Annotated in this window: 13 protein-coding genes; 8 read left to right on the top strand and 5 right to left on the bottom strand. The window is 52.1% G+C overall.

The annotated features are described in order from the left end of the window. Positions 1-51: 51 nt before the first annotated feature. The 5 genes from AC07NP_RS20320 to fucO all read left to right on the top strand — a co-directional run bounded on the left by AC07NP_RS20320 (position 52) and on the right by fucO (position 5670). Positions 52-1002 (top strand): ABC transporter substrate-binding protein, encoded by a 951-nt coding sequence (locus AC07NP_RS20320; protein WP_192613305.1) that lies wholly within the window; start codon positions 52-54, stop codon positions 1000-1002. A 54-nt stretch (positions 1003-1056) separates the two neighbouring features. Then, positions 1057-2637 carry an FGGY-family carbohydrate kinase gene (locus AC07NP_RS20315; RefSeq protein ID WP_494661547.1) on the top strand — a complete coding sequence of 527 codons (1581 nt, stop codon included), beginning with the start codon at positions 1057-1059 and terminating at the stop codon, positions 2635-2637. Between the two features lie 64 nt (positions 2638-2701). After that, positions 2702-3700 carry a LacI family DNA-binding transcriptional regulator gene (locus tag AC07NP_RS20310; protein WP_494661546.1) on the top strand — a complete coding sequence of 333 codons (999 nt, stop codon included), beginning with the start codon at positions 2702-2704 and terminating at the stop codon, positions 3698-3700. A 146-nt stretch (positions 3701-3846) separates the two neighbouring features. Further along, entirely contained in the window at positions 3847-4494 is a 648-nt protein-coding gene (gene fucA, locus AC07NP_RS20305) for an L-fuculose-phosphate aldolase (protein WP_494661545.1), read from the top strand. Positions 4495-4521: 27 nt separating this feature from the next. Continuing rightward, positions 4522-5670: a lactaldehyde reductase gene (gene fucO, locus AC07NP_RS20300; protein ID WP_494661556.1), complete on the top strand. Its 1149-nt coding sequence runs from the start codon at positions 4522-4524 to the stop codon at positions 5668-5670. Positions 5671-5775: 105 nt separating this feature from the next. Here the strand turns inward: fucO and xni are convergent, their stop codons facing one another. From xni to queF, 5 genes are all read right to left on the bottom strand, one after another. Then, positions 5776-6531 carry a flap endonuclease Xni gene (gene xni / locus AC07NP_RS20295; protein WP_494661544.1) on the bottom strand — a complete coding sequence of 252 codons (756 nt, stop codon included), beginning with the start codon at positions 6529-6531 and terminating at the stop codon, positions 5776-5778. Between the two features lie 110 nt (positions 6532-6641). Next, positions 6642-8009, bottom strand: a complete 1368-nt coding sequence (gene sdaB, locus AC07NP_RS20290; RefSeq protein WP_192613299.1) for an L-serine ammonia-lyase II — start codon at positions 8007-8009, stop codon at positions 6642-6644. A gap of 59 nt (positions 8010-8068) precedes the next feature. Further along, positions 8069-9358, bottom strand: a complete 1290-nt coding sequence (locus AC07NP_RS20285; protein ID WP_192613298.1) for an HAAAP family serine/threonine permease — start codon at positions 9356-9358, stop codon at positions 8069-8071. A gap of 537 nt (positions 9359-9895) precedes the next feature. After that, positions 9896-11260 (bottom strand): nucleotide 5'-monophosphate nucleosidase PpnN, encoded by a 1365-nt coding sequence (gene ppnN, locus AC07NP_RS20280; RefSeq protein WP_203360167.1) that lies wholly within the window; start codon positions 11258-11260, stop codon positions 9896-9898. 112 nt (positions 11261-11372) lie between these two features. Then, positions 11373-12221, bottom strand: coding sequence for an NADPH-dependent 7-cyano-7-deazaguanine reductase QueF (gene queF / locus AC07NP_RS20275; RefSeq protein WP_192613296.1), 849 nt, complete (start codon positions 12219-12221; stop codon positions 11373-11375). A gap of 67 nt (positions 12222-12288) precedes the next feature. Between queF and syd the strand changes: the two genes are divergently transcribed. The 3 genes from syd to truC all read left to right on the top strand — a co-directional run bounded on the left by syd (position 12289) and on the right by truC (position 14579). Continuing rightward, on the top strand, positions 12289-12834 hold the full coding sequence (syd, locus tag AC07NP_RS20270) for a SecY-interacting protein (RefSeq protein WP_494661543.1): 546 nt from the start codon (positions 12289-12291) through the stop codon (positions 12832-12834). A 633-nt stretch (positions 12835-13467) separates the two neighbouring features. After that, the gene (locus AC07NP_RS20265) at positions 13468-13797 is read left to right on the top strand and encodes a YqcC family protein (protein WP_192613294.1); all 330 of its coding nucleotides are present in this window, start codon (positions 13468-13470) and stop codon (positions 13795-13797) included. Then, positions 13797-14579 (top strand): tRNA pseudouridine(65) synthase TruC, encoded by a 783-nt coding sequence (gene truC / locus AC07NP_RS20260; protein WP_494661542.1) that lies wholly within the window; start codon positions 13797-13799, stop codon positions 14577-14579. The genes AC07NP_RS20265 and truC overlap by 1 nt, the downstream gene beginning before the upstream one ends. Positions 14580-14588: the final 9 nt, after the last annotated feature.

The following is a 14588-nucleotide window of genomic DNA, read 5'->3' as shown; positions in this document are numbered from 1 at the left end:
GGAACAATGACCCTGACGTTAAGGGTGACTCACTTAAAACGGAGTACCACAATGAAAACCAGGCATTTTGTCTATGCGTTATCTCTGCTGGCTTGCATGACATCCAGCGCGTTGGCTAAAGATTTGAATCTTCCTGTCGTCAGCAAAGGTTTCCAGCATGAATTCTGGCAAACCGTAAAAATGGGGACAGAAGCAGCGGCTAAAGAGCTGGGCGATAAAACCAGCTATGTTGGTCCTGCGGATGAAACCCAGATTGCTGAGCAAATCCAGCTGGTTGAAAACGCGATGGCGAAAAAACCGAACGGATTGCTGCTGGCTGCGTTAGACGCCAATGCCCTTGCCCCGCTGGTGGAAACCGCCAATTCGCGCGGGATCAAGGTGGTGACGTTTGATTCTGGCGTCAATTCCGATATTCCGGTCAGTTTTGTGGCGACAAACAACCGTAAAGCGGGGGCCGAAGCCGCCGATGCGCTGGCTGCACAAGTCAATAATAAAGGCAAAGTCGGCATTATTGCTCACGTGGCAGGCACCTCTTCGGCGATCGAACGTTCGGAAGGTTTTGTCGCCCGTATGAAGGAAAAATATCCTGATATCAAAGTATTGCCGGTGCAGTACAGTGATGGCGACCCGCAAAAGGCGATGGACAAAACCATTGATATGATTCAGGCGAACCCGGATCTGGCGGGGATCTACGGTACCAATGAAGGATCGACGCTGGGCGTCGCGAACGCAATTGATAGCCAAAACCTGAAAGGCAAAGTCAAGGTCATTGGTTTTGACAGCACTGAGGCCATTATTAATTTCCTGAACTCAGGCGTCATTCAGGGCTTCGTCGTCCAGGACGCTTTCCAGATTGGCTACCAGGGGATCAAAACGCTGAACGCCTCGCTGTCTGGTCAAACCGTACCGAAAGAAATCGATATTCCGGTGAAATTCGTTAATGCGCAGAACATTAATACGCCGGAAATTGAGAAGTTATTACACCCATTTGGTAAGAAATAAACCCGTGGGGGCAACCCTTTTGCCCCCCTTTTAAGCCAGCGTCAGGGAGTCATTATGCGTAGTGGATATTTCCTCGGTGTGGATGTCGGTTCGGAAAGCGTCAGGGCGGGGGTATTTGATGCCAGCGGAACGCGACTGTCTTTTGCCACGCTCCCTATTTCTCAATTTCGACCTGGTGGGGAGCGGGTGGAGCAATCTTCCGCTGAAATCTGGCGGCAGGTTTGCCTGGTTGTCAAAGGGGCGGTAGCCAGTGCAGGTATTTCTGTCAGTGCGATTCGCTCGTTAGGTTTCGATGCAACGTGCTCTCTGGTTGCGCTGGATGAGCAGGGAAAAGGGCTGGCGGTCTCGCCTGAAGGCGTAGCCGACCACGACATTATTATGTGGATGGATCACCGAGCAACCGCAGAGGCTGAGCGCATTAATGCCACCCAGGATCCTGCACTGCGTTACGTTGGCGGTGAAGTTAGCGTTGAAATGGAACTGCCCAAGGTGCTCTGGTTGAAAAACCATTTTCCAGAAACCTGGCAGCAGGCCCATCGCTTCTTCGATCTGGCCGATTTCCTGGTCTGGAAAGCGACCGGCAATGATGTTGCCGGGCTGTGCACACTGACCTGCAAATGGAACTACTTAGCGCACGAACAACGTTTTAGCGATTCTCTGCTGGGGGCTGTCGGGTTGACCGACTTGCTCAGTAAAATTCCTCGGCAGATCCTCCCGCCTGGCGCCGCCGCAGGAACGCTCAGTCCTGACGCCGCACAGGCCTTAGGGTTGACGACAGACGTTGTGGTGGCCAGCGGAATGATTGATGCCCATGCTGGCGGCGTTGCGCTCGCGGGGGCGCAGCCTGCGGGGACGCTGGCGCTGATCAGCGGAACGTCAAACTGTCACATGCTGTGCAGCGAGCAGGAGATCCACACGGCGGGTGTGTGGGGGCCTTACTGGTCGGCGATGCTACCGGGCTACTGGCTGACGGAAGGTGGGCAAAGTGCCGCAGGGGCGTTGGTTGACTGGACGCTACAGGAATCCGGGGCCAGCGCGGCGTTGTTTAGCAAGGCTGAACAGCGGGGATGTCATCCGGTTGAATTGGTCAATGAATGGGTGGCGGCGCTGGAAGAGAAAGAACATGAACCGACCCGCTATCTGCATGTGCTGGCCGATCATCACGGTAACCGTTCGCCACGTGCGCGTCCGGATGCCAGGGGGAGCGTTTGCGGCCTGACGCTGGAGCGAGGAGAATCTCAGGTGGCGCGGTTGTACCTTGCCACACTACAGGCTATCGCCTGCGGTACGCGGCATATTATGGATGCCATGCGCGAAAGCGGGCATACGATTTCCCGACTGACATTATGCGGCGGCGCAACGCACAACCCGCTGTGGTTGCGTGAATATGCGGATGCCACGGGGTGCGACATCCATCTTATGCAAGAGGAGGATGCGGTAACGCTGGGAGCGGCGATTACCGGAGCTGTGGCAAGCGGTAGCTGGCCAGATTTCTCTTCCGCATGTCAGGAGATGGTGGCGGCGGGTGAGGTGATTAAGGCAAACCCCGAGAGGCAGGACTTTTTTGAACGCAAGTATCAGGCTTACCTTGCGCTCTGGGAGCAGCAGCAGTTACTTAACCGACTGATGCAGTAAGACAAATGTTCAAAATACTTTTATGATTGGGCATAGGTGTTTGGAAGTGTACTGGGGCGCATAAATGGCTAAAACAGTAGAGCAGATAGCCAGTGATCTGGATTTATCGGTGACGACCGTAAGACTGGTGCTAAATGGAAAAGCTGAACAGTATAGGATCAGCGTCAAAACACAAACGCGCATCAATGAGTATGTAGAACGATATGGTTATGTGATTAATCATTCGGCCCGGAGTCTGAAGCTTAATAAGACGGACACATTGGGTTTGATCGTGCCTAATATTTCTAACGTCTTTTTTGCCACGCTTGCTGAAAAACTTGAACAGCGCTGTCGTCGTTCGGGTTATCAATTAACGATCAGCTGTACTTATGATGATGTTGATTACGAAAATAAATTAACAAAAGCGTTAATTGCCAGGAATGTTGACGGCCTTTTTATTGTGCCTTCAACATTAGAGAACCAACAGCATCATTTACGCCAGGTCAGAAAGCCAATGGTATTACTTGACCGTGACTTTAAGTATACGGATAACGCTCTGGTCGAAAGTCACAATATCGCTGGCGGTGAAAAATTGACGCAAAGCATATTGGATGCCGGCAAATCGCCAGTATGGCTTTTAGTTGGCGATGCCGGGTTGCCCAGTATTAGCGACCGTATTACCGGTTATCTTAACGCACTGGAAAAAAATGGAATTTGTCATCGGGAGTGGGTTCGCGAAGGACCGGTTAATACACCGGAAGGCGGCTATCTGATTATGGAGCGGTTGATCAGTGAATGGGGCTGCCCGCAGGCGTTTATCGCCTCATCGTTGCCGGTACTGGAAGGGGCTGTCAGCGCTATTCGCGATCGCTTCGGTGTGGTTCCACCAGAGATCAACATTGGCACATTCGATGAACACCCCATGTTGGGGTTCCTGTCCAATAATGTATGGTCAATGCAACAGGATGAAAATGCCTGGGCGGAAAAAGCATTCGATATGATGTTGAGTGCTATTGAGGAACGACCCATTAAAGAGACGGTAAAAGTTGAGATGAAACTTATCAAGCGCGTACGACAAAAATAATACGTGACAGTAATATAAATAAAACAGCCATATGAATCAGAATAAAAGTATTCAGTGGCTGCCCTTACCTGAAACCTGACCCGTCTTCATTTGCGGTTGTTTCTTTTCGCGATAAAGACGAGGGGAACTGTACCCGGAGAATAAAGATGGAAAGATCGCGTTTATCTCGTGAAATAATTGAAACCTGTCTTGAAATGACACGTCTTGGTTTAAATCAAGGCACCGCAGGTAATGTGAGCGCTCGCTATGAACAAGGCATGTTAATTACGCCTAGCGGAATTCCTTATGAGCGACTTACTGAAAATATGATCGTGTATGTCGATAACAATGGGAAATATGCCGAAGGGCAGCTACCTTCCAGCGAATGGCGTTTTCATCTTGCGGCTTATCAGACGCGGCCTGATGCAAATGCCGTGGTACACAATCACGCCATTCATTGTACCGCTGTCTCGATCCTCAACCGTCCTATTCCGGCGATCCACTACATGATTGCCGCCGCAGGGGGAAACTCGATTCCTTGTGCTCCGTACGCCACATTTGGCACGCAGGCCCTGTCCGAATTCGTCGTAACGGCGTTAAAAGATCGCAAAGCAACGCTGTTACAGCATCACGGGCTCATCGCCTGTGAAATTAATCTGGAAAAAGCCCTGTGGCTGGCACATGAAGTGGAAGTGTTGGCGCAGCTTTACCTCAGTACGCTGGCGATTACCGATCCCGTACCGGTGTTGGATGATGAAGAAATTGCCGTGGTACTGGAGAAATTTAAAACCTACGGGTTACGTATTGAAGAGTAATTTCGCAAGGCGAAAAGGAGACGGATGATGGCGAACAGAATGATTCTGAATGAAACGGCATGGTTTGGCCGTGGGGCGGTAGAGGCGTTAACCGGTGAGGTGACACGCCGTGGTTATCTTAAGGCGCTGATTGTGACCGATGAAACGCTGGTACAGTGCGGCGTGGTTGCGAAAGTCACCGATAAGATGGATGCAGCAGGGTTGGCCTGGGAGATTTACTCCGGCGTAATTCCAAATCCGACAATCGGTGTCGTCAAAGAGGGGCTGAGCGTATTTCAGCAAAGCGGGGCGGATTATCTCATCGCGGTTGGCGGTGGTTCTCCACAGGATACCTGCAAGGCAATCGGCATTATCAGCAATAACCCGGAGTTTGCGGACGTGTGCAGCCTGGAAGGATTGTCACCGACACGTCACCCGAGCGTGCCGATTATGGCGATCCCCACCACGGCGGGTACTGCGGCCGAAGTTACCATTAACTACGTGATCACCGATGAAGAAAAGCGGCGCAAGTTTGTCTGCGTGGATCCGCATGATATTCCTCAGGTCGCGTTTATTGATGCCGACATGATGGATGGCATGCCTGCCGCGCTCAAAGCGGCAACTGGCGTTGATGCGCTGACGCACGCCATTGAGGGGTATATCACGCGTGCCGCCTGGGCTCTGACCGATGCGCTGCATATCAAAGCGATTGAAATTATTGCTGGCGCGTTGCGGGGGTCTGTTGCCGGAGATCGTGACGCAGGAGAGGCCATGGCGCTGGGGCAGTATGTTGCCGGCATGGGTTTTTCCAATGTCGGGCTGGGACTGGTGCATGGGATGGCGCATCCGCTAGGCGCGTTTTATAACACGCCTCATGGTGTCGCCAATGCGATTCTGCTCCCCCATATCATGCGCTATAACGCGGAATTTACCGGGGAAAAATTCCGTGATATTGCCAGAGTCATGGGGGTAAACGTAGAACACCTGAGCCTGGAAGAGGCACGCAATGCGGCGGTTGATGCTGTCTTTGCCCTTAACCGTGATGTCGGTATCCCGTTGCACCTGCGCGATGTCGGTGTGCTTAAAGAGGATATTCCGGCGCTGGCGCAGGCTGCGTTTGACGATGTTTGCACTGGCGGTAACCCACGGGAAGCGACGCTTTCCGATATCGTCGAGTTGTACCATACAGCCTGGTAATTGGGCGGAGTAAAAATGGCCGGATGGCGCTGCGCATATCCGGCTTACAGTGTCAGTGATATTGTCGGCCGGATACGGTGTTTGCACCGCTATCCGGCAGCACAGTCACCGCGCCAGCCGAAGCTGCTGTAAATTTCCGTCGAGATGTAAATCCGTTTGCAGGCGGGCAATGTCGCGGCATAAAAACGCCATCTCTTTATGCGCTTCAAGTTTTTTCCGCCACTTTTCCGGCACCTCGTCTAACTGCGCGTAGATCCCTTCCAGCGTCTGGAACTGAACCAACAGTTGCGTGGCGCTTTTCGGGCCTATCCCGGCCACACCTGGCACTTTCGAACTGCTGATTCCCGCCAGCCCCCAGTAATCGGGGAGTTGTTGAGGAAGTACGCCAAACTCTTTCTCAATAAAGGGGGCATCCAGCCAACGTTTTTGGAAATAATCACGAATGCGCAATGTGGGGGAGAGCAACTGACAGTAGCCTTTGTCGGTTGAGACAATGGTGGCCTGGTGTCCGGCCTGCGTGACTTTTACGGCCAGGGTGGCCGCTAAATCATCGGCTTCATTCCCGTCTGAGACCCAACAGGGCACCCCGTGCTGTTCAAAGGCGGCGCGTAACGTGGGCATTTCGCGATGCAGATCGTCGGGCATAGGCGGTCGGCCCGCTTTGTAATCCGGGAGTCGCTGGTGGCGCCAGCTATCGTTGCGTGCTTCGTCATCAAACACGGCGACAGCGTGTGTTGGCTGGCTGTGCATGATTAATTGATCGAGTGCGCGCTGACAGGTTTCGACGCAGGGGGACCCCTGAACCGCATGAATACGGCGAATCAAATTAAGTGCATCGACAATGAGCAGATGGACGGCCACGGCGTTCTCCCTGATAGATCATGCGCTAAGGGTAACATTCACGGCAAAGTCAGGCTATTCACAGCGGTGAAAATGGGAAAGGGCTTCGCAAAACGAAGCCCTTTGGGAGATTAATCGCAGGTGACAATCTTCATGGCCAGACCACCACGAGAGGTTTCGCGGTATTTGGCGTTCATGTCTTTACCGGTTTCGTACATGGTCTCGATGACTTTATCGAGGCACACACGCGGCTCACTGGTGCGACGCAGCGCCATGCGCGCGGCATTGACTGCTTTCACAGAGGCGATCGCATTACGCTCGATGCAAGGAACCTGTACCTGACCGGCAACCGGGTCGCAGGTCAGACCGAGGTTGTGTTCCATGCCGATTTCTGCGGCAATGCACACCTGAGTCGGGCTACCGCCCAGTAACTCGGCTAAACCCGCAGCGGCCATAGAGCACGCCACGCCGACTTCACCCTGACAACCGACTTCCGCACCGGAAATAGAGGCGTTCATCTTGTACAGGGAGCCAATCGCGCTGGCGACCAGCATATAGCGCGCCAGTGAGTTAGCGTTTACTTCGCGGATAAACTTGTCGTAGTACGCCAGCACTGCCGGAACAATACCGCAGGCCCCGTTGGTTGGCGCTGTGACCACGCGTCCACCGGCGGCGTTTTCTTCGTTAACCGCCAGCGCGAACATATTGATCCAGTCAACAACCGCCATCGGGTCGGTGGTGGTTTTGTCGCTGCTGACCAGCATACGGCGAAGCGCTGCCGCGCGACGCGGAACGCGCAGTTTACCCGGCAGTACGCCTTCGGTGGTGATACCGCGCTCAATACCGCCGCGCATCACTTCCCAGACGTTGGCAAAGTGCTGTTCCAGCTCTTCTTTGCTATGCAGCGCCAGCTCGTTTTGCATCATCAAACCGGAAAGCGACAATCCCGTTTCCTGACAATGTTTCTGCAGATCTGCTGCGGATTTATACGGATACGGTACGTTTACCGGCGCACTGTTCGGCAAACCAAAATGTTCTTCATCAACGATGAAACCACCGCCGATGGAGTAGTAGGTCTGGCTATAAATGGCCTTTTCGCCTGCCAGCGCCGTAATACGCATCCCGTTCTCATGGAGAGACAGGTTGTCGGCATGAAAATTCATGCACTTGTCTACCGGGAATTCGACTTCATGCTGACCGTTTGCCAGCAGCAAACGCCCGTGGGTATTCACATCCTGAATAAAGGAGGGAATAGAATCGATGTCGACGGTGTCCGGCAGATTTCCTGCCAGGCCCATAATAATGGCGATGTCGGTATGGTGACCTTTCCCCGTCAATGACAGTGAGCCATAAACATCAACGACGACGCGGGTGACATCAGTGAGTAAGTTGCGTGAAATCAGGTCATCCGTGAATTGTTTGCCTGCTTTCATTGGTCCGACGGTGTGAGAACTGGAAGGGCCAATGCCGATTTTGAAGATATCGAATACGCTAATCATAAGGCATCCATTGCGGTTGTGTCGGAAAGAGGCGCCGCCCGCAAGCGGCGCTTAAGAACTTAGCTGAACAGAGAGTAGAAAATTGCAGAGATAGCAATCAGACCCATCACGACAACGAATACGTTGCTGATGTGGCCGCTGTACTTACGCATTGCAGGTACTTTCTGGATAGCATACATCGGCATCAGGAACAGAATCATCGCGATGATTGGGCCGCCCAGGGTTTCAATCATGCCCAGGATGCTTGGGTTCAGGGTTGCCACGATCCAGGTGGTCACCAGCATGAACAGCGCCGTGATTTTGTTCAGTTTGTTGATTTCGATGGTTTTACCTTTACCACGCAGTGACTTGATAACCATCCCGTTAAAGCCTTCACGTGCGCCCAGATAGTGGCCAAGGAAGGATTTGGTGATAGCAATCATTGCAATGATCGGCGCCATCCATTCGATAAACGAGACGTTAAAGTGGTTTGCCAGGTAAGACAGAATCGAGATGTTCTGTGCTTTCGCGGCAGCCAGGTCTGCTGGGGTCAGGCTCAGTACGCAACTGAAGACGAAGAACATAACCGTCAGCACCATCATCACGTGTGCACACGCCAGGATTTTGGAACACTTCTTCTCAGCTTCCTGACCGTACTCTTCACGTTTCGCCACCGCGAAAGAGGAGATGATCGGGGAGTGGTTAAAGGAGAAAACCATCACCGGGATTGCCAGCCACAGGGTCATCCACAGACCTTTACCGGTCGTCGCAGCGGAATCAAAGGACAGGGTTTCCAGCGCCGCGCCGCTCCACTGAGGGATCAGGTACAGTGCCAGCAGCATCAGGGCTGCAACAAACGGGAACACCAGAATACTCATCGCCTTCACGATCATCTGTTCGCCAAAACGAACGATGGTCATCATACCGACGATCAGGATCAGTGACAGAATCGCACGCGGCGGTGCTGACATCTGTAACTGGTGAGTCATGAAGCTTTCAACGGTGTTGGTGATTGCAACGCTGTAGACCAACAGAATCGGGTAGATAGCGAAGAAGTAGAGCAGGGTAATCAGTTTACCTGCGCCAACGCCGAAGTGTTCTTCAACAACTTCAGTGATGTCTTCGCCCGGGTTTTTACCGGACAGCACGAAGCGAGTCAGGCCGCGGTGGGCAAAGAAGGTCATCGGGAAGGCGAGGATCGCCATGATGATCAGCGGGATCATACCGCCAACGCCGGCGTTAATAGGCAGGAACAAAACGCCTGCGCCGATTGCTGTGCCGTACAGACCCAGCATCCACATGGTGTCCGTCTTGCGCCATCCGCTGCGGGTCTGGCCCGTAACGATAGTGCTGGTTTGGGTGGTTTCCATCTATTTCTCCTGGAGGAATTTAAATGTCAGTTTTTTGGACTTAGCCAATAAAAAAGAAGCCTGACCGTAAAATGAAATTCGTTAAGCGACGATTTTTATATAATTTTTCGCCGTAATTATTTGAGGGCGGAAAGATACATTTAAGTTATGAATGTATCAGTGATCTCGATCTCAAATGCCATAATCCACCTTTTATGTGGGTAAATTTGGACCATTAATCTGTCAAAAAATCATCAAAGCGGATTTATGGGCGCGAAGGCTACCATTAACGAGATATGTCCAGAAAGAGCAGACCGCGAGATACCCATTTTTGGCTATAAATTGTTCTGTTTTTGGTGAATTCTTGCGATTAATGGCGATTTTTTGTGATAAATCACGGTTTCACTTGCAAGGTAAACGTTTGCTTTTTTCGGGCTTTTAGGGGAAATATAAGCAGAATTAACGAATGGGAATTTGCTATGTGACTGGTATCACTAAAAAATCTGGTTCTGCGGGCAAAGCGTGAGGCCCGACAGCTGGCGCTGCCGGGCATGCGAACTACCTGCAAATTTCGTAGCAGGGGATATAGGCAGAGCCAGGTAACTTCATGCGGTGCTGCGCGACAAAGCCCTGTAGCAGGTCATCCATACGGCGCATCATCTCGCGATCGCCGTGGATTTTATACGGGCCAAACTCCTCGATGGCGCGAATGCCGACTTCTTTAACGTTACCCGCAACGATACCGGAGAAGGCGCGACGCAGGTCTGCCGCCAGGATCTCAACTGGTTGATCGGGATACAGTTTCAGGTTCGACATGTTGTCATGCGATGGCTCGAACGGCAGTTGCAGATCCGGCGCAATACGAATGGACCAGTTGAAGCTGTAGGCGTCACCGGTATCACGACGGTTTTCTTTGACCAGCGGCATCGCTTTTTTCATCAGTCGCGCCACTTCCGCCGCGTCGTCAATGATGATGCGATAATGACGTCGCGCTTCCTCGCCTAGCGTATGCACAATAAACTCATCAAGCACGCGGAAGTAGTCCGCACTCTCTTTGGGTCCGGTAAGGATCAGCGGCAGAACCTGATCTTTATTTGCCGGGTTCATCAGTATTCCCAGCAGATACAACAGCTCTTCCGCCGTACCGACGCCACCTGGGAAGATGATGATACCGTGCGCAATACGAACAAACGCCTCCAGCCGTTTTTCAATATCGGGCATGATGACCAATTCATTGACCAGCGGGTTAGGCGGTTCTGCCGCAATGATGGACGGCTCCGTCATACCGATAAAGCGACTGTCTTTATAGCGCTGCTGTGCGTGACCGACTGCGGCGCCTTTCATTGGGGCTTCCATCGCACCCGGCCCACAGCCGGTACAGATGTTCAGCTCACGCAAACCTAACTGGGTGCCAACGCGACGCGCGTACAGGTACTCATTTTCGTTAATGGAGTGACCGCCCCAGCACACCACCATATTCGGCGCTTCCCCGACGTGCAGCGCACGGGCGTTACGCAGAATGGAGAACACGAGGTTGGTGATGTGAACGGAACTGTCGAGTTTCAGATGTTGAAAACGCCCTGCGTTATGAATTTGACCGTTTACAAAAAGAATGTCGCGCAGCACGGCAAACAGGTTGGCTTGCAGGGCACGGATAATACGGCCGTCAACAAAAGCGTCTTCAGGTGGGTTGATCAATTCCAACTTCACGCCACGCTCGCGACGGAGCACGTTGATGTCGAAATTCTCAAAACGAGACAGCAGCTCTTTGCTGTTGTCGGTCAAACTGCCGGAGTTCAGTACAGCAAGAGAACAGTTACGAAACAGTTGATAAAGGTCGCTGCTGGCGGTGCGTTTAAGCATATCGACTTCCAGCTGCGACAACATGTCCATTGAGCCAAGCGGGCTAATATGTGTAATCAAGTAAACTCCTTATGGGATGCAACACGCCATTCCCTAATGATTACAATAGCGCCGGCTTATGACCTTTCACAACCTTGCGCGCGGAATCCGACGCGCAAAATTGAGAAAAAAATTACTGACGGACCAGTCTTCCAATGGCAGGCACGAAATCGGTGTTGGTTCGCCAGGGGTTAATATCAAGGCCGCCGCGTCGTGTGTAACGCGCGTAGACACTCAGTTTCTCCGGCTGGCAGAAGCGCAAAATGTCATTGAAAATTCGCTCTACACACTGTTCGTGGAACTCATTGTGATGGCGGAAAGAGACCAGGTAACGTAGCAATTTCTCACGATCTATTTTTCGGCCGCGATACTGAATTTGTATGGAACCCCAGTCTGGCTGGTGGGTGATCAGACAGTTAGATTTCAACAAGTGGCTGACCAGCGTCTCTTCTACCACTTTCTCGCCACTGACGGCATTTTCCAGATAGTCGGTGCTGAACTGGTAGTTATCAATGGCGATATCCTGGTCGTCGATGCAGCTACCGTGGAAATGGGCGATGGGTAGCCCTTCCAGCTCATCAAGTCGGTACAGCGCAACGCTGACATCACCCTGGGCGCAGGCGCGCAGATCGTTTTCCAGCGTTCGACGGACATCCTCCCAGCTCTCAAAGCGTGTCTGGTTAAAGCTGTTCAGGTAGAGTTTAAAGCTTTTTGATTCAATCAGATTGAGACTGGTGTAATCCAGCTCGACATGACCCACGGCAACTTGCGGCAGCCCTTTTGCATTCAGCCATGACAGTTCATACAACGTCCAGATATCCGCACCGTGAAAAGGCAAATTATCTGCTTTTAAATCCAGCGGATCGCGATTCAGGCTGCGCGGGACGCCCTGCAACAAACTTGCGTCGTAAATATCCCGATAATCAGTTGATTTACCGAGAGTCAGGCCGTCAAGCGCCTGATGGTTTTCATAAGAAGACATGTTTCACCGTCATAAACCAGATACACTATGCGTCAAGTGTATCCTGCTTTTGTTAAGAGAGAAATCGGTGGACGAACAGACAGCACAGGCCCTGAAGGCCTTTACAACACGCTATTGTGACGCCTGGCACGAAAAAAACGCCAGTTGGCCGCTGAGCGAAGAACTCTACGGCGTTCCTTCACCCTGTGTTATTTCTTCAACCGGTGAGGCAGTGTATTGGCAGCCGCAACCTTTTGAAGGCGAGGCGAATGTAAACTCGGTTGAACGGGCTTTTGATATTGTGATACAACCCGCAATTCATGCTTTTTATACCACCCAGTTTGCCGGGGATATGCCCGCGCAGTTTGCCAATGAGACATTGACGCTGTTGCAAACCTGGAGTGCAGATGATTTCAGACGCGTTCAGGAAAACCTGATCGGTCATCTGGTCACACAGAAACGTCTCAAGTTATCGCCGACGCTTTTCATTGCTACCCTGGAAAATGAACTTGAGGTCATTTCGGTGTGCAATTTGTCTGGAGAAGTGTGCAAAGAGACGCTGGGCACGCGTAATCGTACTGTCCTGGCCGCCTCTCTTGCGGATTTCCTGACTCAGCTCAAACCTCTTCTGTAATCCCCATCGCCCATTTCTTTGTGAGAGATCTCTTACAAACCCTGTAAGAGATCGCCAGGATATAAGTAAAAGCCTAACCCATTGCTAACGCAGTAAATCAATGATAATCAATTGGTTATCTGTTGAATGCTCACTTTCAAATGAAAATATCCTTAAGGTATTGCCTGTAAGTGCCTTGTAAGACATGACGAAACAGGCGATTCTATGTCTGTCGACAAGGAGTCGCACACCGAAGTGAACATCAGGATGATGACACTTCAGCAGGACACACCAGGACGGTGTAGCAAGGAAAGGCTTCAGGATGAAGTGAAGAGGACAGCGCAGGATGCGTTAATGGACACCTCCAGGAGGGAGAACGAGAGCCGGTCAGGATGTTCGGTGGGTCAGGATGGCCAGGAAACTTCAGGATGAAGTTGATCGCACTGGGGTGGTGTGAAGCAGGATGCTGACGTTCAGGATGAACAGGTCGCAAGACCACAGGAAAAGTTGTCATGGATGAGCAGGGAGCACTAAAAGTAGCTGGATGGCTGCGAAACGAACCGGGAGCACTGTTTATACAGTGCTCCCTTTTTTTATTTGCCCGTCTATAAATGCTATTCTTCGCGCCAATTTTTCATCAATGAGGTTTTTATCGTGACGACTCATGAACGTGTGCGCCAGCAGTTACATGCGCTTGAAGCTCTGCTGCGTGAACATCAACACTGGCGAATGGACGAACCACAAGCTCACCTGTTTACCAGCACACAGCCTTTTTGTATGGATACCATGGCGCCTGTCGAATGGTTGCAATGGGTGCTGATCCCTCGTATGCATGCGTTGATCGACAACGCGCAGCCGCTCCCGGACGCCTTTGCTATCGCCCCTTATTATGAAATGGCACTGGAGGCCGATCATCCTCAGCGCGAGATACTCCTGCAGGCGTTGCAGGAACTGGATGCGTTGTTCACAAGCGATAAAGCCTGATGCTGGAAATTCTGTACCAGGACGAGTGGCTGGTTGCCGTCAATAAACCCTCCGGTTGGTTAGTTCACCGAAGCTGGCTGGATCGCGATGAAAAAGTCGTGGTGATGCAAACGGTGCGTGACCAGATTGGTCAGCACGTATTTACCGCTCATCGACTCGACAGACCCACTTCCGGCGTACTGCTGATGGGATTATCCAGCGAAGCCGGGCGTCGGCTTTCGCAGCAATTTGAACAGCATCAAATCCAGAAACGCTACCATGCAATTGTCCGTGGCTGGTTAATGGATGACGCTGTACTGGACTACCCGCTGGTGGAAGAGCTGGATAAAATTGCCGATAAGTTTGCCCGTGATGATAAAGGGCCACAGCCTGCGGTGACGCATTATCGCGGCCTGGCGACCGTTGAAATGCCGGTGGCGACCGGACGCTACCCAACGACCCGTTATGGTTTAGTCGAGCTGGATCCCAAAACGGGTCGTAAGCACCAGCTCCGGCGCCATCTGGCGCATTTGCGTCATCCCATCATTGGTGACAGCAAACACGGTGATTTGCGCCAGAACCGCAGTGCCGCAGAACATTTTGGTTGCCAGAGATTGATGCTGCATGCGAGCCAGCTTGAGCTGACACATCCATTCACTGGCGAACCGCTGACGATTCGTGCCGGGCTGGACGCCGTCTGGATGCAGGCATTATCACAGTTTGGCTGGTGCGGACTTCTCCCTGAGAATGAAAGGGTTGAGTTTAGTGAGCTCTCCGGTCAGGATGAGAATCATCAGGTTTAATTCAGGGAG

Source organism: Citrobacter sp. GW821-FHT07H02 (assembly GCF_059418505.1).
Note: the sequence above shows the minus strand (reverse complement) of the source record. Positions and strands in the feature narration are given on the sequence as shown.